The organism is Streptomyces sp. NPDC001890 (assembly GCF_042891445.1).
In the GTDB taxonomy this organism is placed as follows: Bacteria; Actinomycetota; Actinomycetes; order Streptomycetales; family Streptomycetaceae; genus Streptomyces.
Genome location: NZ_JBIATE010000037.1, coordinates 1 through 19,947 on the forward strand (window position 1 = coordinate 1; position 19,947 = coordinate 19,947).

Here is a 19,947-nt window from a genome sequence, read left to right on the forward strand (position 1 = left end):
TCGCTTTCGCGTTTCCCTTTCCGGCGGTTCCAACCTTACCAGACTCTTTTTCGTTCCGTTTCCGGTCCGAATTTGAATTCCGGTGGCCTTTGGAGTGGCCTTGCCTTTCGGCGGATCCGACTTTATCAGAAGTTCTGAGTCGGAATTCCCGCCCCGTCCTGGGTGCTCAGCGCACACGAGTGTGCCCGGTGCTTCCCGGTCAGGCGGAGCCGTAAACGTACTGGAGCGGGGCGCCCCGATGCAAATCGGGGGCCCCGCTCCGGAGTTCGCGCCTGTCTGCGTCAGACCTCGACGACGACCGGAAGGATCATCGGGCGCCGGCGGTAGGTGTCGGAGACCCACTTGCCCACCGTGCGGCGGACGAGCTGCTGGACCTGGTGCGGCTCCAGCACGCCGTCCTGCGCGGACCTGTTGATCGCTTCCTCGATCTTCGGCACGACCGCGCTGAACGCCGAGTCGTCGATGCCTGAACCGCGGGCGTGGATGTCCGGTCCGCCCGTGATCTTGCCGGAGGAGCTGTCGACCACGATGAAGACGGAGATGATGCCCTCTTCGCCGAGGATCCGGCGGTCCTTGAGCGAGGTCTCGGTGACGTCGCCGACCGAGAGGCCGTCCACGTAGACGTAACCCGCCTGGACCTTGCCGACGATCTTGGCCCGGCCGTCGACGAGGTCGACGACGACGCCGTCCTCGGCGATGACGATGTGGTCCTTGGGTACTCCGGTGAGCGCGCCCAGTTCGGCGTTGGCCCTCAGGTGGCGCCATTCGCCGTGGACCGGCATCAGGTTCTTCGGCTTGCAGATGTTGTAGAAGTACAGCAGCTCGCCGGCCGAGGCGTGGCCCGAGACGTGGACCTTCGCGTTGCCCTTGTGGACGACGTTGGCGCCCCAGCGGGTCAGGCCGTTGATCACGCGGTAGACCGCGTTCTCGTTGCCCGGGATCAGGGACGACGCGAGAATCACCGTGTCGCCCGGGACGATCCGGATCTGGTGGTCGCGGTTGGCCATCCGGGACAGGGCCGCCATCGGCTCGCCCTGGGAGCCCGTGCAGACCAGCACGACCTCGTCGTCCGGCAGGTCGTCGAGGGTCTTGACGTCCACGATCAGGCCGGCGGGGACCCTCAGGTAGCCGAGGTCGCGGGCGATGCCCATGTTGCGGACCATCGAGCGGCCGACGAAGGCGACCCTGCGGCCGTACTCGTGTGCCGCGTCGAGGATCTGCTGGATGCGGTGGACGTGGCTGGCGAAGCTCGCCACGATGATGCGCTTCTGGGCGTTGGCGAAGACCGTGCGCAGGACGTTGGAGATGTCCCGCTCGGGCGGTACGAAGCCCGGGACCTCGGCGTTCGTCGAGTCGGAGAGGAGGAGGTCGATGCCCTCCTCGCTCAGCCGGGCGAAGGCGTGCAGGTCGGTGAGCCGGCCGTCCAGCGGGAGCTGGTCCATCTTGAAGTCGCCGGTCGCGACGGCCATGCCCGCGGGGGTGCGGATGGCGACCGCGAGGGCGTCCGGGATGGAGTGGTTGACCGCGATGAACTCGCAGTCGAACACGCCGATGCGCTCGCGCTGGCCCTCCGCCACTTCGAGGGTGTACGGACGGATGCGGTGCTCCTGGAGCTTCGCCTCGATCAGCGCGAGGGTCAGCTTGGAGCCGATGAGGGGGATGTCCGGCTTCAGGCGCAGCAGATACGGGACACCACCGATGTGGTCCTCGTGGCCGTGCGTGAGGACGATGCCCTCGATGTCGTCGAGACGGTCCCGGATCGTGGTGAAGTCCGGCAGGATCAGGTCGATCCCGGGCTGCTCCTCCTCGGGGAAGAGGACTCCGCAGTCGACGATGAGCAGGCGGCCGCCGTACTCGAAGACCGTCATGTTGCGGCCGATTTCGCCGAGGCCGCCGAGCGGAGTGACCCGGAGGCCGCCCTTCGGGAGCTTCGGCGGGGTGCCGAGTTCGGGATGCGGATGACTCAAAAGACTCTCCTTACCACGCACGCCACGTACCGCTTGGGCACGTGGCGCGCATGTCATTCGTGCACTTGCTGTTGTCTGTGTCTTCGCTCTTGCGAGTGTTCTTCGCGTATTCAGTTGTGAAGTCTGTGGTTACAGCTCTACCCCGCCGGCGGCGAGATCGATCTTGAGCTGGGCCGTTTCCTGCGCGGTGAGCTCCACCAGCGGGAGGCGCAGCGGGCCTGCGGGGAGGCCCTGGAGGGCCAGGGCGGCCTTGGTGGTGATCACGCCCTGGGTGCGGAACATGCCGGTGAAGACCGGCAGGAGCTTCTGGTGGATCTCCGTGGCCTTCTGGACGTCGCCGCCGACGTGGGCCTCGATGAGGGCGCGCAGGTCGGGGGTGACCACGTGGCCGACGACGGAGACGAATCCGACGGCGCCGACCGAGAGCAGCGGGAGGTTGAGCATGTCGTCGCCGGAGTACCAGGCGAGCCCGGAGCGGGCGATGGCCCAGCTCGCCCGGCCGAGGTCGCCCTTGGCGTCCTTGTTGGCGACGATGCGCGGGTGCTCGGCGAGCCGTACCAGCGTCTCCGTGTCGATCGGTACACCGCTGCGGCCGGGGATGTCGTAGAGCATCACCGGCAGGCCGGTGGCGTCGGCGATCGCCGTGAAGTGGCGGAAGAGGCCTTCCTGCGGCGGCTTGTTGTAGTACGGCGTCACGGCGAGGAGGCCGTGGGCGCCGGAGCGTTCGGCCGTACGGGCGAGCTCGATGCTGTGCCGGGTGTCATTGGTGCCGATGCCGGCGACGACGTGGGCCCGGTCTCCCACGGCTTCCAGTACCGCCCTGACGAGCTGGTCTTTCTCCGCGTCGCTGGTGGTCGGGGACTCGCCGGTGGTGCCGTTGACGACCAGGCCGTCGTTGCCTGCGTCCACCAGATGGACGGCGAGCCGCTGGGCACCGTCGAGGTCGAGTGCGCCGTCCGCCGTGAAGGGCGTGACCATAGCGGTGAGGACCCGCCCGAAGGGGGTCTGCGGAGTGGAGATCGGAGCCATGGGTAACACGCTACTCGCTGCTCAGGGCCCAATGCCCCCTCGGGGGGACAAGCGATAGGAGCCCGGCACTGCCTGCTCGGGGGTTCAAGCAGTGCCGGGTCCGTTTGATCAGCCTAGATGAACTTCACGAAACGCCGCAATACGGACACCGCTTACGGGGCTACGCGTCCGTTCTTGTTGAAGGCTGCATGGGTGAGCGGCATGAGGCGGGCCCAGTGCTCCTCCATCTGCTGGCCGACCATCTCGATCTCGCGCTGCGGGAAGGACGGCACCTTCGCCAGTTCGTGCTGGGTGCGCAGGCCGAGGAAGTGCATCAGCGAGCGGGCGTTGCACGTGGCGTACATCGAGGAGAAGAGACCGACGGGGAGGACGGAGCGGGCGACCTCTCGGGCCACTCCCGCGGCGAGCATCTCCTGGTACGCCTCGTACGCCTGGCGGTAGGAGTCCTCCATGACGCGGCCGGTGAGCTCCTGCTGGGCCTGGGTGCCCTCGACGAACTCGTACTTGCCGGGACGGCCCTGCTGGACGAGCTTGCGGGCGGCGTCCGGGACGTAGAAGACCGGCTCCAGCTCCCGGTAGCGGCCCGATTCCTCGTTGTACGACCAGCCGACGCGGTGACGCATGAACTCGCGGAACACGAAGATCGGGGCGCTGATGAAGAAGGTCATCGAGTTGTGCTCGAACGGGCTGCCGTGGCGGTCACGCATCAGGTAGTTGATGAGTCCCTTGGAGCGCTCGGGGTCCTTGGTGACCTCCTCCAGGGACTGCTCACCGGCCGTGGAGACACGGGCCGCGAACAGGACGTCGGAGTCGCCCGCGGCGTGTTTCACCAGCTCAACGGTGACATCGCTGCGGAAGCTGGGCTTTGCGGGCTCGGGGGTCTCGGTCACCGGCGGGGTCCTTCCAGTTGCGTCGCTCGGGCGGCGCCCACTCTACGGGCCACCACTGACAACCGGGCCGGAAGGGCCGTCCAGGGATTTCTTCGACGAATTCGGTGATTCGGGGCACCGATCGGCCCTGTCGAGCGTCTGACTCAATAGCAGCATCCGTAACAGAGTTCAAGGAGACCTTCCTCATGTTCCGCCGGCGTGAATCCGTCCCGTTCTCGTTCGTGGCCGAGAGCGACCGATTCCGCAGTAACGTCACTCCCCCGCCCCGGGAGCGCGCCTCCGTCTCCCAGCTGGCCAGCCGTTCGCTCGTCGGGCTGACCGTGGTCGCCGGTCTCGTCGGCGCGCTGGTCCTCGGCATGCCCGCGCTCAGCCCCGCCCAGAGCCCCGCGCACGCCGAGCAGACCGAGGCCGCCCACGGGCACTGACTCGTACGGCCCCCTGGGGTGGTCGCGTCGGCGACCACCTCGGTAGCCTCACCGGGCACAGCAATCGAGCGTGTTTGTGAGTGAGGATCAGTCGTGCCCCTGCCCTTCCTGACGGCCGACCGCGCGTTTGACGCCAGCGCCGAGGACATCGCGCTGCCGTTCGACGACCACGACAGCTGGCGGCGCCCGTACCGCCCCGGCCCCTGGCGGGTCGCGGCGGCGGCCTTCCTGCTGCTGCTCGCGTCCTTCGTGCTGCTCGCGGGAATGATCATCGCGTTCGCCGGGGCGGTGCCGGGCGCGGCCGTCTGTCTGGGACTCGCCCTCGCGATCATCGTCTGCGCGCTGCGCCTGCTGCGGGTCGGTGCCTGGGTCAGCCGGCACGGCGTACGCCGGGTGGGCTTCTTCACCAGCGTCACCGTGCCGTGGAACCGGGTCACCGCCATCCGTACGGTGCAGCAGCCGGTGAAGTGGCTCGGGTTCCCGCGCACGGTCCAGGGACAGGCGCTGATCCTCGTACGCCAGGGGGGCGAGCCGATTCCGCCGCTGCTCACCGACAACAACGCCGACTTCCTGACGCGGAGCGAGGCGTTCGACCGCGCCGCCGACACGGTGGAGGCGTGGGGGGACGAGTACCGGCAGGTCTGAGGCCCCCGGACAGCATGGCGGGACGCCCGCCCGGCCCCCTCAGGGGGTGCTGGGACGGGCGTCCTTCGTGTGCAGGGCGATGGCGCGCTGCATGGCCTTGCGCGCCCTCGGGGTGTCCCTGGCGTCCTGGTAGGCGACGGCGAGGCGGAACCAGCAGCGCCAGTCGTCCGGGGAGTCCTCGGTCTCCTCGCGTCGGCGGGCGAACACCGCGTCGGCCGAGTCGCGGTCGATCCGGCCGGACGGGGTACGGACCAGTTCGTCGACCGGCAGGCCGCCCTCCGCGTCGAGCTCCGCGGCCAGCGCGTTCGCCCGCGACACGAACTGGGTGTTCTTCCAGAGGAACCAGATGCCGATCACCGGCAGGATCAGCACCGCGACCCCGAAGGCGACCGTCAGCAGCGTGCCGTGCCGGATGAGCAGCACGCCACGGCTGCCGACCAGGGCGAAGTAGAAGACCAGGACGGCAGCGGTGACGAAGTAAGTGATCTTTGCGCGCATGGCAGGGCTCAGTCAGTTCAGGTCGAGGAAGTGTTCCAGGCCGAACGTGAGGCCGGGAGTGGTCACCACGCGGCGCACACCGAGCAGGATGCCCGGCATGAAGCTGCTGTGGTGCAGGGAGTCGTGGCGGATGGTGAGCGTCTCGCCCTCGCCGCCGAGCAGCACTTCCTGGTGCGCGAGGAGGCCGCGGAGCCGGATCGCATGGACGGGGACGCCGTCCACGTCCGCGCCGCGGGCGCCGTCCAGGGCCGTGGCGGTGGCGTCCGGCTGCGGGGCGCAGCCGGCCTTGCGGCGGGCGTCGGCGATCAGCTGGGCGGTGCGGGTGGCGGTGCCCGAAGGGGCGTCGACCTTGTTGGGGTGGTGCAGCTCGACGACCTCGACGGACTCGAAGTAGCGGGCGGCCTGCTCCGCGAACTTCATCGTGAGGACGGCGCCGATGGAGAAGTTCGGCGCGATGAGCACACCGGTCTCCGGGGAGTCGGCCAGCCAGGTGTTCAGCTGCGCGAGCCGTTCGTCGGTCCAGCCGGTCGTACCGACGACGGCGTGGATGCCGTGCCGGACGCAGAAGTCGAGGTTGTCCATCACCGACGCGGGGGTGGTGAGCTCGACGACGGCCTGGGCGCCGGATTCCGTGAGGGCCTCCAGCTTGTCGCCACGGCCCAGCGCGGCCACCAGCTCCATGTCGTCGGCGGCCTCGACGGCTCGTACCGCCTCGGATCCGATACGGCCCTTGGCGCCGAGAACGGCCACGCGCAGCTTGCTCATTGCTCTGGTTCCTTAACGGTGGGGTTAGGAGACCGCTTCTTCGAGGCGGTCGGCCTGCTTGTCCTTGAGCGGACCGATGACGGAGAGGGAGGGGCGGTGTCCGAGGACCTCGCCCGCGACCGCGCGCACGTCGTCGGGGGTGACCTGTGCCATCCGGGCCAGCATGTCGTCGACCGACATCTGGTCGCCCCAGCACAGTTCGCTCTTGCCGATGCGGTTCATCAGCGCGCCGGTGTCCTCCAGGCCGAGGACGGTGGAGCCGGAGAGCTGCCCGATGGCGCGGCCGATCTCCTCGTCGGTCAGTCCGTCGGACGCCACCCGGTCGAGTTCGTCCCGGCAGATCTTGAGGACGTCGTGGACCTGGCTGGGCCGGCAGCCCGCGTACACCCCGAAGAGGCCGCAGTCGGCGAAGCCCGAGGTGTACGAGTACACGCTGTAGGCGAGGCCGCGCTTCTCCCGTACCTCCTGGAAGAGGCGTGAGCTCATGCCGCCGCCGAGGGCCGCGTTGAGGACGCCCAGTGCCCAGCGGCGGTCGTCGGTGCGGGCCAGGCCGGGGACGCCGAGGACGACATGGGCCTGCTCGGTCTTGCGGTTCAGCAGCTCGACCCGGCCCGCGGTGCGCAGGGTGCGGGCGCCCTCGCGCGGCGCGACCGGGACGGCGTCGGTGCGGGACAGGGCGCCGGCCCGCTCGAACGCCTTGCGGACCTGGCGCACGACCGTGGCGTGGTCGATGTTGCCCGCGGCGGCGACGACCAGGTGCGTGGGGTCGTAGTGCTTCTTGTAGAAGCGGGCGATCCGGCCGCGGTCGAGCGCGTTGATGGTGTCGACGGTGCCGAGGACCGGGCGGCCGAGGGGGGTGTCGCCGAGCATGGTGTGCGCGAACAGGTCGTGCACGCAGTCGCCCGGGTCGTCCTCGGTCATCGCGATCTCTTCGAGGATGACGCCGCGCTCGGCGTCGACGTCCTCGGCGGTGATCAGCGAGCCGGTCAGCATGTCGCAGACGATGTCGATGGCCAGCGGCAGGTCGGTGTCGAGGACCCGCGCGTAGTAGCAGGTGTACTCCTTCGCCGTGAAGGCGTTCATCTCGCCGCCGACCGCGTCGATCGCGGCGGAGATGTCCAGGGCGCTGCGCTTGGCGGTGCCCTTGAAGAGGAGGTGTTCGAGGTAGTGCGTCGCGCCGTTCAGCGTGGGGGTCTCGTCGCGTGATCCGACGTTGGCCCAGATGCCGAAGGTGGCGGAGCGTACGGAGGGCAGGGTCTCGGTGACCACCCGAAGACCGCCGGGCAGGACGGTGCGGCGGACCGTACCGATGCCGTTGGTGCCCTTGAGAAGCGTTTGGGTACGGGCGACGGCCCGCGCCTTCGAGGAGGCGCGGGCCGTCGTCACGGAACTACGGGACGTCACTTGGCGGCGTCGTCCTTCTTCTCGTCCTCTTCACCCTCGATGACCGGGATCAGGGAGAGCTTGCCGCGGGAGTCGATCTCGGCGATCTCGACCTGGACCTTGGTGCCGACACCGAGCACGTCCTCGACGTTCTCCACGCGCTTGCCACCGGCGAGCTTGCGGATCTGCGAGATGTGCAGCAGGCCGTCCTTGCCGGGCATGAGGGAGACGAAGGCACCGAAGGTGGTGGTCTTGACGACCGTACCCAGGTAGCGCTCGCCGACCTCCGGCATGGTCGGGTTGGCGATCGAGTTGATCGTGGCGCGGGCGGCCTCGGCGGCCGGTCCGTCGGCGGCACCGATGTAGATGGTGCCGTCGTCCTCGATCGTGATGTCGGCGCCGGTGTCCTCCTGGATCTGGTTGATCATCTTGCCCTTGGGGCCGATGACCTCACCGATCTTGTCCACCGGGATCTTGACGGTGATGATCCGCGGGGCGTTCGGGGACATCTCGTCCGGGACGTCGATGGCCTCGTTCATCACGTCGAGGATGTGGAGGCGGGCGTCGCGGGCCTGCTTCAGCGCGGCGGCCAGGACCGAGGCGGGGATGCCGTCGAGCTTGGTGTCGAGCTGGAGCGCGGTGACGAACTGCTTCGTACCGGCGACCTTGAAGTCCATGTCACCGAAGGCGTCCTCCGCACCGAGGATGTCGGTGAGGGCGACGTAGTGGGTCTTGCCGTCGATCTCCTGGGAGATCAGACCCATGGCGATACCGGCGACGGCGGCCTTGAGGGGCACACCGGCGTTCAGCAGCGACATGGTGGAGGCGCAGACCGAGCCCATGGACGTCGAGCCGTTGGAGCCCAGCGCCTCGGAGACCTGACGGATCGCGTAGGGGAACTCCTCGCGCGTCGGCAGCACCGGCACGATGGCGCGCTCGGCGAGCGCTCCGTGGCCGATCTCGCGGCGCTTGGGCGAGCCCACGCGGCCGGTCTCACCGACGGAGTACGGCGGGAAGTTGTAGTTGTGCATGTAGCGCTTGCGGGTCACCGGGGAGAGGGTGTCCAGCTGCTGCTCCATGCGGAGCATGTTGAGGGTGGTGACGCCCAGGATCTGGGTCTCGCCACGCTCGAACAGGGCCGAGCCGTGCACCCGCGGGATGGCCTCGACCTCGGCGGCGAGCGTACGGATGTCCGTGACGCCGCGGCCGTCGATGCGGACCTTGTCCTTGATGACGCGCTCGCGGACCAGCTTCTTGGTCAGCGCGCGGTACGCGGCGGAGATCTCCTTCTCGCGGCCCTCGAAGGCCGGGAGGAGCTTCTCGGCGGCGATCTCCTTGACGCGGTCCAGCTCGGCCTCGCGGTCCTGCTTGCCGGCGATGGTGAGCGCCTGGGCCAGCTCGGACGTCACGGCGGCGGCGAGCGCCTCGAAGACGTCGTCCTGGTAGTCCAGGAAGACCGGGAAGTCGCCGGTGGGCTTGGCGGCCTTGGCGGCGAGGTCCGACTGGGCCTTGCAGAGGACCTTGATGAAGGGCTTCGCGGCTTCCAGACCGGCGGCGACGACCTCCTCGGTGGGGGCCTCGGCGCCGTCCTTGACGAGCTGGATGGTCTTCTCGGTGGCCTCGGCCTCGACCATCATGATCGCGACGTCGCCGTCCTCCAGGACGCGACCGGCGACGACCATGTCGAAGACGGCGTCCTCAAGCTCGGTGTGCGTTGGGAAGGCGACCCACTGGCCCTTGATCAGGGCGACACGGGTGCCGCCGACCGGGCCGGAGAAGGGCAGGCCGGCCAGCTGCGTGGAGCAGGAGGCGGCGTTGATCGCGACCACGTCGTACAGGTGGTCGGGGTTGAGCGCCATGATCGTCTCGACGATCTGGATCTCGTTGCGCAGGCCCTTCTTGAAGGAGGGCCGCAGCGGGCGGTCGATCAGGCGGCAGGTGAGGATCGCGTCCTCGGAGGGCCGGCCCTCACGACGGAAGAAGGAGCCGGGGATCTTGCCGGCGGCGTACTGCCGCTCCTCGACGTCCACCGTGAGGGGGAAGAAGTCGAGCTGGTCCTTGGGCTTCTTGGAAGCGGTGGTGGCCGACAGCACCATGGTGTCGTCGTCCAGGTACGCGACGGCGGAGCCGGCGGCCTGCTTGGCCAGGCGGCCCGTCTCGAAGCGGATGGTGCGGGTGCCGAAGGTTCCGTTGTCGATAACGGCCTCGGCGTAGTGGGTCTCGTTCTCCACTAGCGTTTTCTCCGATACATATCGTCTTCTCGCCCCCACGCCCGTGTGGCGGGGGACGGTAGCGGAGAAGCCCTCCATCGGCGGGCCGGTCTTCGATCGAAGCACCCGGGTCGATGAGTCCGGGGGCCACTACCGAGGACCGGCGGCGGGGAGGTCTGCTTCTCGCTCGTCTGTCGGTCGTTCTCCGACCAGGTTACTGAGATTCGGTTCTGCTTGGCATTTCCGGCCGTGCGGGGTGCATCGTCACGGCCGGTGGCTGCCCGCGTACGCACAATCGTACGTACAGCAAAGGGAGCGGCCCCCCTCAGTGGTGGGAACCGCTCCCTTCACGGCGAACTACTTGGCGCCGCCGGCCGCACCGCGGCGGATGCCGAGGCGGTCGACCAGGGCACGGAAGCGCTGGATGTCCTTCTTGGCCAGGTACTGAAGGAGGCGGCGACGCTGGCCGACCAGGATCAGCAGACCACGACGGGAGTGGTGGTCGTGCTTGTGCGTCTTGAGGTGCTCCGTCAGGTCCGAGATCCGGCGGGAGAGCATCGCGACCTGGACCTCGGGGGATCCGGTGTCACCCTCCTTCTGGGCGAACTCGGCCATGATCTGCTTCTTCGTAGCGGCGTCGAGCGGCACGCGTACTCCTCTTTGATGTTCGATGCGCCCACGAGTGCCCCTGGTCTTGATCGCAGGGGAGCTTCCATGACTCGGAGGCGAAGGTCCGATGAGCGCAGATCCCAGGATGATCCGGGAGCGCGTACACAAACGGCCGTCACACAGCGTACCAGTCCGGCGCAGCGGGTCGGCCGGGCGGGTGCGCCCGGTCAGCTGGTGAGCGCGCGGATCGACTGGTAGAGGTCGAAAACGGCGAGGCAGAGGGGGATCAGCGTCAGGAGCACGCACGCTTCGGCGATCTCCAGGAAGCGTCCCCAGAACGGGGTCACTCCCTTGCGCGGCACGATCAGCCCGATGGCGGTGATCAGAGCGGCGGCGCCCGCGACGGCCGCGGCGAGCCAGATCGTACGGATGTCGAGCGCCGTGCTGTCGCCCATGGCGGCGTCGCGCAGCATGGCGATCGGCGGGTTGAGGGACAGGCCGAGGCCCAGGAGCACGAGTGCGCCGAGCCCGGCCGCCAGCGCGCAGCCGACCTGGGCCGTGTAACGGAACAGGTGGGAACGCATCAGCATGGCGATCCCGGTGGCGAGCGCCAGCAGCTGGCCCCAGATGTTGTCCGAGAATCCCAGGACGGCGGCGGCTCCCACGGCCACCAGCGCGCATCCGCCGACCAGGCCGACGAGCAGTTCGTGGCCGCGCCGCGCCTGGGCGGCGATGCGGTCGGCGTCGACCGGGCCCTGCGGGGCCGGTTCGGACGTCCCGTAGTCACCGGCAGTGGTGCGGGGCGGCTCGAAGCCGATGGGCAGGCGGGCGAAACGGGTGGAGAGACCCGGCAGGAAGGCGAGCACGCCCACGGAGAGCGGCGCGCACATCGCCGCGGTCTCGGCGGGCTCCAGGCCGGCGATGATCGCGACGAAGGTCACCAGTACGCCGACGGCGGCGGCGAACACGAACGCGACGAAGATTCCGTCCCCGACAGGGGCGGCGATCATGAGAATCACCGCGACCACCAGCACGGCGGCGCAGGCGAGCAGGAACTGGAGCCTGCCGATGCCCTGCCCCTCGCTGAGCGACAGCAGCCCGGCGCCGGAGACCGCGGCGTTGGCGAGCGCGCCGATGCCCAGCGCCGTGGCCGATCCCCGGTCGTCGTAGACGCGGGCACGTACGCAGGCGAGCGCGAGGGAGAGTACGGCGACGATCGCGGCAAGGGCGCCCGGCAGCCCGTGCATGTCGTGCCGGGGGCCGGAGTTCCACAGCACGAAACCGAGCAGGACCAGCAACAGCGACCCCGCGAAGAGCCCGGCACCGCGCATGAGGCTGTCGCCCCAGAGGGTGCGGTCGCGGGCGACGGCGGTGGCGACCGCGTCGGAGACGTCGTCGAAGACCGCGGGGGGCAGCGACTCGGAGAAGGGGCGCAGGGACAGCAGTTCGCCGTCGAGGATGCGCTGACCGGCCAGGGTGCGCCCGCTGTCGAGGACGGTGCCGTCGCGACGTACCAGGTGATAGCCGACCGGTGCGCCCTGGGCGGGGCTCTGTCCCGACAGCCGGAGGATCTCCGGGTACAGGTCGGCGACGGGGATGTCCTCGGGCAGCGCCACGTCGACGCGGCTGTCGGGCGCGACGACCGTGACCCGGCAGAAGCCGGTTCCGTTGCCGGCCGGAACTCCGGGACCGGGCCGCCCTTGTCCGGTGGCCGCCGTTTGGGCCGTCATAGTCACCTGCTGCTCCCCCTCATCGTTCTCCTGAGACGAACCGGGGATCGCGGACCTCGCCGAGGCCGTACCGTGATCCCCTGCGGGCGCGGGACGACAGCCACGGCACCTCGCCGTGTTGCCGGAACACCCGAATACATCCGGTATCGGGCGTCCTTGCGCCTTTGCGATGCACCGCATCCGACGCCGCACACCGATCCGCCAGGGACCACGGGACAGCTCTCGCGCCCCGAACGGCCGTTTCCTCGCGGTAGTTAGCGAATGCTTACACGCGTTGCGACACCCTACCGCTCCCGGTGTCATTCCATACGCCAGTAGGATCCTCCCGCGGATGGAGCCCGTCGCCACGGGGGCGCCGATACGAACAGTTCTGTCCGGCAAGGGAATTGGTGAGCTGTGAGCCAGATTGTCGTCAAGCGCCCACCGCGGGCCCTGCCCTCCGAAGTGCCGGACGAGCAGGTGCAGTTGCAACCTCCGCCCGAGCTTCCTCGTGGTCAGCAGGAGGGGGTGATGATGCAGCTGCTGCCGATGCTCGGCATGGGTGGTTCCGTGGTCTTCTTCTTCATGACCCCGAACCCGATCATGCGGATCATGGGCATGATCATGATCGCCTCGACGGTCGCCATGGCCATCGCGATGATCGTCCGCTTCCGGCGGGGAACCCAGGGACAGCTCGCCGACATGCGGCGGGACTACCTGAAGTACCTGACGCAGACCAGACGTACCGTGCTGAAGACGGCCCGGAAACAGCGCGACGCGCAGTTCTATCTCCACCCGTCCCCGGACCAGTTGTGGGCGCTCGTCGCCGAGGGCAGCCGGGTCTGGGAGCGCCGCGTCGGTGACGCCGACTTCGCGCAGGTGCGCATCGGCCTGGGCACCCAGGAACTCGCCACGCCGCTCATCGCGCCCGACACCGCGCCGGTCGACGAGCTGGAGCCGCTGACCGCCGGGGCGATGCAGCAGTTCCTGACGACCCACAGCACGCTGGACGGCCTGCCCATGGCGGTCTCGCTGCGGGCCTTCTACCACCTGACGATCAGCGGCGAGGCGGAGTCCGTCCGTTCCACGGCCCGTGCGATGGTCGGCGCGCTCGCCTCGCTGCACTCCCCCGAGGACCTGGTCATCGCCGTTGCGACGGACCGGGACGCCGCCCCGCGCTGGGAATGGACGAAGTGGCTTCCGCACGTCCAGGCCCCGGACTTCACCGACGGTGCAGGCGTCCGTCGGCTGATCACCACGAGCACCGGGGAACTGGAGGAGATGCTCGCGTCCCGGCTGGAGGGCCGGCCGCGCTTCCAGCCCGACGGCCAGCCACTCATGGACCAGCCGCATGTCGTCGTCGTGCTCGACGGCCAGTCCGTGTCGCCGGTGTCCGCGCTCGCCGCGGCCGAGGGCCTCCAGGGCGTGACGGTCATCGAGGTCGTACCGGGCGAGGTCAACGGGGCGCGCGGCGGCCTGTCCGTCGTGGTCCGCCCCCAGCTGCTCCAGCTGGAGTCCGGGCACGGACTGGTCTACGAAGGCGTTCCCGACCTGCTCAGCCATGAGGCCGCCGAAGCGCTGGCCCGGCAGCTGGCGCCGCTCCATGTGGCCACGGGCGGGGACGACGACGAGCCGCTTCTCGCCAATCTCGAATTCACCGATCTGCTGAACCTCGGTGATGCCGCCTCGATCGACGTCAGCAGGACCTGGCGGGCCCGCTCCCAGGCGGAACGGCTGCGCGTCCCGATCGGGGTCGGCGAGGACGGCAGCCCCGTGATGCTGGACCTCAAGGAAGCGGCGCAGGAGGGAATGGGGCCGCACGGCCTGTGCGTCGGCGCCACCGGTTCCGGAAAGTCCGAGCTGCTGCGCACGCTCGTGCTCGGCCTCGCCGTCACCCACACCTCGGAGACGCTCAACTTCGTCCTCGCGGACTTCAAGGGCGGTGCCACCTTCGCCGGCATGGCGCAGATGCCCCACGTCGCAGCGGTGATCACCAACCTCGCGGACGATCTGACGCTGGTCGACCGCATGGGCGACTCCATCAGTGGTGAGCTCAACCGCCGTCAGGAGATGCTGCGCGACGCGGGCAACTACGCCAACATCCACGACTACGAGAAGGCGCGTGCCGCGGGCGCCCCGCTGCAGCCCATCCCCTCGCTCGTCCTGGTCATCGACGAGTTCAGCGAACTCCTCACCGCCAAGCCCGACTTCATCGAGATGTTCGTGCAGATCGGGCGCATCGGCCGTTCGCTGGGCGTCCATCTGCTGCTGGCCTCGCAGCGCCTGGAGGAGGGGCGGCTGCGCGGTCTGGAGACCTATCTGTCGTACCGGATCGGTCTGCGCACGTTCTCGGCAGGCGAGTCGCGGGCGGCGCTGGGTGTGCCGGACGCGTACCACCTGCCCAACGTCCCCGGCTCCGGGTACCTGAAGTACGGCACGGACGAGATGGTGCGCTTCAAGGCCGCGTACGTCTCCGGGGTGTACCGCTCGGGCGCCCAGCCGGCCGTGTCCTCCGGCCCCCTGCCGGTGGACCGCAGGCCGGTGGTGTTCACGGCGGCTCCGGTGCCGGTGCAGTACGTGCAGCCGAGCCCGCAGCCCGATGCCCTGGTGCCCGACGCGCGTACGCCGGAGGACGACGCCCTGGCGGACACGGTGCTCGATGTGATCGTGCGCCGGCTGGAGGGCCGCGGGGCCTCCGCCCACCAGGTGTGGCTCCCCCCGCTGGACAACCCGCCGTCGCTGGACGAACTGCTCCCGGGGCTCTCCCCGGTGGAGGGCCGTGGGCTGACCCAGCCCGGGTTCGAGGGCTCGGGGCGCCTCGTCGTACCGCTCGGCGTGGTCGACAAGCCGTACGAGCAGCGGCGCGACACGCTCTACCGGGACTTCTCCGGTGCGGCGGGTCACATGCAGATCATCGGCGGTCCGCAGTCCGGCAAGTCCACGCTGCTGCGCACCCTGATCGCGGGCTTCGCGCTCACCCACACGCCGCAGGAGGTCCAGTTCTACGGACTCGACTTCGGTGGCGGCGGCATGGCCTCCGTGTCCGGCCTGCCGCACGTCGGCGGGATCGCCTCCCGGCTCGACCCCGAGCGGGTGCGGCGTACGGTCTCCGAGGTGTACGGGATCATGGCCCGGCGCGAGGAGTACTTCCGCAGCGCCGGCATCGACTCCATCGCCACCTTCCGCAGGCTGCGGGCGCGCGGCGACATCTCGCCCACGGACCAGCCGTGGGGCGACGTCTTCCTCATCATCGACGGCTGGGGCAGCTTCCGTACGGACTACGAGGCACTGGAACCGGCGGCGTTGGACATCGCGGCGCGCGGTCTCGGGTACGGCATCCACCTGATCGTCACGGCGTCGCGTTCCATGGAGGTCCGGGCCACCCTCAAGGACCACCTGATGAACCGGCTCGAACTGCGGCTCGGCGACGTCATGGACTCCGAACTGGACCGCAAGGCCGCGGTCAACGTGCCCGCAGGGGTGCCGGGCCGTGGTCTCACCCCGGAGAAGCTGCACTTCATGGCGGCGGTACCGCGGATCGACGGCATCAACTCCGACAGCGACCTCTCCGAGGCGACGGCGGCCATGAACCAGGAGGTCGCCCGGCACTGGACCGCGGCGCCCGCCCCGGCGGTCCGGCTGCTGCCCCGCGAGCTCCCGGTGCACGAACTGCCCCCGGGCCACGCGCATCCGGAGCGGGGCGTCGCGTTCGGCATCGACGAGAACAACCTGGAGCCGGTCTTCCTCGACTTCGAGCGCGACCCGTTCTTCCTGGTGTTCGGCGAGAGCGAGTCCGGCAAGTCGAACCTGCTGCGGCTGCTCATCAAGCAGCTGAGCGAGAGGTACGACGGAAGCACCTGCAAGTTCTTCGTCATCGACAACCGCCGAGCACTCCTGGACGTCACCCCCACGACGCACCTGGCGGAGTACGTGCCCATGTCCAACAACATGGAGCACCACGTGGACGCGCTGTACGACCTGATGAAGCGTCGTACGCCGTCGCCCGACGTCACGGCGCAGGAACTGCGCGAACGCAGCTGGTGGAGCGGCCCGACGGTGTACGTGATCGTCGACGACTACGACCTGGTCTCCACGTCCAGCGGAAACCCGCTGGCCAAGCTCACGGAGATGCTGCCGTTCTCACGTGACGTCGGTGTCCGGTTCATCATCGCCCGCAGCACGGCGGGGGCCGGCCGGGCTCTGTACGAGTCGTTCATGCAGCGCATCATGGAGCTGGGCGCGCAGGGCCTGATGCTCTCGGGCGACCCCATCGAGGGCGACGTCCTCGGCAACGTACGACCGCGGCCGATGCCTCCGGGGCGCGGGGTCTTCGTCACCCGGCGGCGCGGGAATCCGCTGGTGCAGACGGGGCTCATGGACGGGTCGCGGTAGGGGCGCGGGCAGGGAACGCAGGCGGGGCACGGCGACGGTCGACACGACCGGCCGTGCCCCGTCTGCGTTCCCTGCCTTCTCGCTTTCGTGCCCGCTCGCTTTCCTGCCTGCTGCCTTTCTGCCGCCCTGCTGCCCTGCTTGCCCTGCGTCCCTGCCGCCGTGCCGACCTGCCGCCCTGCCGCTGGCGCCGGTTCGTGGCCGCCGGTGCGACTGTCACTCGAATGGGGGATATTTGGTGGATATTCGCGGAGTCCGGTAATCGGTGGAACACGGACAACCGGATTGAATTGCGTCAGGCGGCCACCATTTGAATTGATTCCCGGCCATTGATTTCGTTCCTCGGAACCAGAGACCATGGCGGACCGTCCCGGACTGCCCGGGAACGGAACAACGGGGAAGGTTCACCGATGGCGTGGGATGAGTGGGAGCACCTCAAATCCGATGCGGCGGCGCGTGGTTCCGCGCAGATGCAGCTGAATCAGTATCCGGCCGATCAAGGGGGCGGCGCTGCGCCGGGATCAGCCTCGGGCCCGGGCGATCTGAAATCGAACAAGAAGGCATGGGTAAAGGCCGGCGAGGACGTAAAAGGCCTGATGGGCGGCGTCGGCAAGGCGTTGACGAAGCTGAGCGAGGGACAGGCGGGGCTGGGTGAAACCGGCGGGTGCCGGAGTGCGGCGGCACAGAAGGATCTGTACGAATCCTGGCGAAAGTATGTCGGCGATGTGAGCAGTCGCTGCGACGGGTTAGGTGGGCTCTTAGAGGGTGCGGGGCACGATCTTTCGAAGTCCGACCAGACGGTCAGGGAAGAGCTGGACAAGTTGCAGCTCAAGTACCAGGACACCGAAGCCGTCGGCGGCCACACGAAAGAGAAGTGATTCGCGATCATGGATCTTGCGACACTGAAAGCCTTCAAGCCGTCGGAGTACGAGGGCGCCGCGGACGGCTATCGGGCGACCGGCGACATGGCCAGTGCGGCCAAGGACACGATCGACAACCAGATCTGCGCGGGGATCCGCAACCAACTAGAGGGCGAAGCGGCGAGCGCAGCCTCCCGAGAGCTTCGCGAACTGTCGAAGAACTTCCACTACGTGCAGACCGAATGCGGTCTGGTGAGCACCGCGCTCAATGGTTTCGCCTTCGACATGGCAGTGGCCAAGCAGAGGCTGGAGGCGGCGATCGAGGACGCCCGCGCGGGCCACTGCACAGTGAACGCGAACGGCTCGGTCACCTACCCGGCAGGCAAGAAGCCCGGCGACGAGAAGACCGCCGACGGCGGCACGGTGACCGGGAGCACCGGGGGCAGCCCGACGTCCGACGCCTTGGAGCGCCAGGCAGCGAACATCCACCCGAACCCGCACTACGGCAGGGCGATGGCCTGTGCCAACCGGATCGCCGACGCGCTGAAGGAAGCCACGGATGCCGACGAGAAGTGGGCGCCGAAGCTGCGTGCACTGAAGGCCGACGACGACCTGAGGGTCTCCAAGCGGGACTGGGCCGACGCGCAGTCGGACATGGGCGGAGTCCGCGAAGCGGGCAAGAGCTACCTCGACTCGCTGCCGGAGCCTCCGAAGGACGGCAGTCCGAAGGACAACGCATCGTGGTGGAACGGGCTCAGCCCGGAGGAGCGGGCAGCGTGGCTCTCCCTCCGCCCCGACACCGTGGGGGCGCTCGACGGGCTGCCTTCCGCGGTTCGGGACGAGGCGAATCGCGTCGTCCTCTCGGAGAAGCAGGGCGAGCTCCAGCTGGAACTGGATTCCATCCCGAAGCCGCCTGCCAACGAATGGACGTGGATCAAGGCCGGTCCGATTCCGTCCAGGGTGCACACCGACGAGTGGATGGCCTGGCACAACAAGTACGGCGACCGGTACGAGCAGCTCAACAAGTCCCTCAAGGGGATGCGGAGCATCCAGGACCGTTTCGACGCAACCGGTACCAAGGACCTGCCCGAGGCGTACCTGCTCGGATTCGACGCGGAAGGCAACGGCCGGGCGATCGTCGCCAACGGGAACCCGGACACAGCCGATCACCAGGCTGTATATGTGCCGGGTACAACGTCGAACTTGGGCGGCATCAGCGGTGACATCAACCGGATGGTCAACGTCTGGACTGTGGCCAACGACGCGGCCGATGGTGAGTCGGTGTCCACGATTACCTGGCTCGGGTACGACGCCCCGCAGAACATCGTCAAGGACTCGCCGTTCAGCCACTACGCGAACGACGGAGCACCGGCCTTCAACCAGTTCATGGACGGGCTCGACGCGTCGCACACCGGCGACTCGGACCCGCACCGAACCGCGATCGGCCACTCATACGGAACGACCCTGATCGGTTCCGCGGCCCGACAGGGTGACCTGAACGCGGACGACGTGATCCTCGCGGGCAGCCCTGGTGTTCAGGTGCCCAAGGCCGAGCAGCTGGACGTGCCATCGGGGCACGTCTGGAACCAGGAGGCCAATGGAGATCCCGTGCCCGACATCGGTCGCTACGGCCATGGCGGAACCGACTGGGACGGCCCCTGGACCATCCCAAGCGACGAACGCTTCGGCGCCAACCAGATGACCACGGACACCGAGGGCCACAGCGACTACTGGAAAGAGGGGACCGACAGCCTGTGGAACCAGGGCCAAGTCGTGGCGGGCAACAGTGACGCCGTGAAGTTGAAGCCACCGCCGAACTATTGGGCGCATGTGAAGTAGAGGTGCCGACGCCTGCGCGCACCGCCCCTCGAAGCCCCTGACGACACGACCGGCACACACCGGTCCGAAGCATCAAGGCCCCTCAACTTGAAGAGCAAACTGAGCGCCCCGGCGCTCCTCCTGCCCCTCGTCCTCGCGACCCTCACTGGATGCAGCATGGCTGACAGCAATAGTTCCGACGACATCCCGCTTTCGGGCACAAGCACCTCGCTCGCCGCCGCCGATAAGATGGAACAGGTTTCCAGTGGGCTCTACGACCTGATCGGCGTGAAGGGAAAGGCGTCTGACAGCCGTCCCGGAGTCACGGAATGCTCGGGCAGGGACCAGGAGAAGTACTTCCAGATCTTTCACCCCTGGAGCTTCTATCCGGCGTCTGCGAACGATCTTGACGAAGCAATGAAGCAACTCAGGACGGAGCTGCCCAAGCACGGCTGGAAAGTCGTCGGCTACGGGCCGGACACCAGCAAGGACCAGAACATCAACCTCACGGCCGACAATGACAAGAAGAAGTACAGCGTCAAAGTCGTCCAGATGGCCAAGAACGACCCGCCGAAGCTCAGCCTGATGGTCGTCTCCGGCTGCTATCAGGTGCCGGACGGTGAAAAGGTCCAGAGGTTCTGAACGTGCCATCGGCCGAGCTGATCAGGTCGGGTCGCAACCGGACTTGATCAGCTCGGCTCGGTTTGCACGAGACACAGCTCAGGGTGGGCACCTCCCGTGCGTGCCCAC

General features: G+C 68.5%; 15 protein-coding genes. 6 read left to right on the forward strand and 9 right to left on the reverse strand.

The annotated features are described in order from the left end of the window. Window positions 1–281: 281 nt before the first annotated feature. The 3 genes from ACFYY1_RS39235 to thyX all read right to left on the reverse strand — a co-directional run bounded on the left by ACFYY1_RS39235 (window position 282) and on the right by thyX (window position 3,886). Entirely contained in the window at window positions 282–1,967 is a 1,686-nt protein-coding gene (locus ACFYY1_RS39235; protein WP_266729349.1) for a ribonuclease J, read from the reverse strand. A 129-nt stretch (window positions 1,968–2,096) separates the two neighbouring features. After that, complete coding sequence (dapA, locus tag ACFYY1_RS39240; protein WP_388594466.1) at window positions 2,097–2,996, reverse strand: 4-hydroxy-tetrahydrodipicolinate synthase; 900 nt, start codon at window positions 2,994–2,996, stop codon at window positions 2,097–2,099. 152 nt (window positions 2,997–3,148) lie between these two features. Continuing rightward, window positions 3,149–3,886: an FAD-dependent thymidylate synthase gene (gene thyX / locus ACFYY1_RS39245; RefSeq protein WP_388594468.1), complete on the reverse strand. Its 738-nt coding sequence runs from the start codon at window positions 3,884–3,886 to the stop codon at window positions 3,149–3,151. A 185-nt stretch (window positions 3,887–4,071) separates the two neighbouring features. On the opposite strand from thyX, the gene ACFYY1_RS39250 reads away from it, so the two are divergent. Both ACFYY1_RS39250 and ACFYY1_RS39255 read left to right on the forward strand, forming a co-directional pair. After that, window positions 4,072–4,311 carry a hypothetical protein gene (locus tag ACFYY1_RS39250; protein WP_388594471.1) on the forward strand — a complete coding sequence of 80 codons (240 nt, stop codon included), beginning with the start codon at window positions 4,072–4,074 and terminating at the stop codon, window positions 4,309–4,311. Between the two features lie 93 nt (window positions 4,312–4,404). After that, window positions 4,405–4,956 (forward strand): hypothetical protein, encoded by a 552-nt coding sequence (locus tag ACFYY1_RS39255; RefSeq protein ID WP_388594472.1) that lies wholly within the window; start codon window positions 4,405–4,407, stop codon window positions 4,954–4,956. A gap of 39 nt (window positions 4,957–4,995) precedes the next feature. On the opposite strand, the gene ACFYY1_RS39260 is transcribed toward ACFYY1_RS39255, so the two are convergent. The 6 genes from ACFYY1_RS39260 to eccD form a co-directional block, all read right to left on the reverse strand. Continuing rightward, window positions 4,996–5,454, reverse strand: coding sequence for a hypothetical protein (locus ACFYY1_RS39260; protein ID WP_388594475.1), 459 nt, complete (start codon window positions 5,452–5,454; stop codon window positions 4,996–4,998). A 12-nt stretch (window positions 5,455–5,466) separates the two neighbouring features. After that, the gene (gene dapB / locus ACFYY1_RS39265) at window positions 5,467–6,219 is read right to left on the reverse strand and encodes a 4-hydroxy-tetrahydrodipicolinate reductase (RefSeq protein ID WP_388594478.1); all 753 of its coding nucleotides are present in this window, start codon (window positions 6,217–6,219) and stop codon (window positions 5,467–5,469) included. 24 nt (window positions 6,220–6,243) lie between these two features. Beyond that, on the reverse strand, window positions 6,244–7,623 hold the full coding sequence (locus ACFYY1_RS39270; protein WP_351264879.1) for a pitrilysin family protein: 1,380 nt from the start codon (window positions 7,621–7,623) through the stop codon (window positions 6,244–6,246). Next, a complete protein-coding gene (locus tag ACFYY1_RS39275; RefSeq protein WP_329813688.1) occupies window positions 7,620–9,833 on the reverse strand; it encodes a polyribonucleotide nucleotidyltransferase in 2,214 nt (737 codons plus the stop codon). Before ACFYY1_RS39275 ends, ACFYY1_RS39270 begins: the two co-directional genes overlap by 4 nt. Window positions 9,834–10,169: 336 nt before the next feature. After that, window positions 10,170–10,460 (reverse strand): 30S ribosomal protein S15, encoded by a 291-nt coding sequence (rpsO, locus tag ACFYY1_RS39280; protein WP_014048684.1) that lies wholly within the window; start codon window positions 10,458–10,460, stop codon window positions 10,170–10,172. Window positions 10,461–10,648: 188 nt separating this feature from the next. After that, window positions 10,649–12,151, reverse strand: a complete 1,503-nt coding sequence (gene eccD, locus ACFYY1_RS39285; RefSeq protein ID WP_388594481.1) for a type VII secretion integral membrane protein EccD — start codon at window positions 12,149–12,151, stop codon at window positions 10,649–10,651. A 396-nt stretch (window positions 12,152–12,547) separates the two neighbouring features. Between eccD and eccCa the strand changes: the two genes are divergently transcribed. From eccCa to ACFYY1_RS39305, 4 genes are all read left to right on the forward strand, one after another. Continuing rightward, window positions 12,548–16,522 carry a type VII secretion protein EccCa gene (gene eccCa / locus ACFYY1_RS39290; RefSeq protein ID WP_388594484.1) on the forward strand — a complete coding sequence of 1,325 codons (3,975 nt, stop codon included), beginning with the start codon at window positions 12,548–12,550 and terminating at the stop codon, window positions 16,520–16,522. 407 nt (window positions 16,523–16,929) lie between these two features. After that, window positions 16,930–17,397 carry a hypothetical protein gene (locus ACFYY1_RS39295; protein ID WP_388594487.1) on the forward strand — a complete coding sequence of 156 codons (468 nt, stop codon included), beginning with the start codon at window positions 16,930–16,932 and terminating at the stop codon, window positions 17,395–17,397. 9 nt (window positions 17,398–17,406) lie between these two features. Next, window positions 17,407–19,218: an alpha/beta hydrolase gene (locus ACFYY1_RS39300; RefSeq protein WP_388594490.1), complete on the forward strand. Its 1,812-nt coding sequence runs from the start codon at window positions 17,407–17,409 to the stop codon at window positions 19,216–19,218. A 156-nt stretch (window positions 19,219–19,374) separates the two neighbouring features. Next, window positions 19,375–19,839, forward strand: a complete 465-nt coding sequence (locus tag ACFYY1_RS39305; protein WP_388594491.1) for a hypothetical protein — start codon at window positions 19,375–19,377, stop codon at window positions 19,837–19,839. Window positions 19,840–19,947 lie beyond the last annotated feature (108 nt).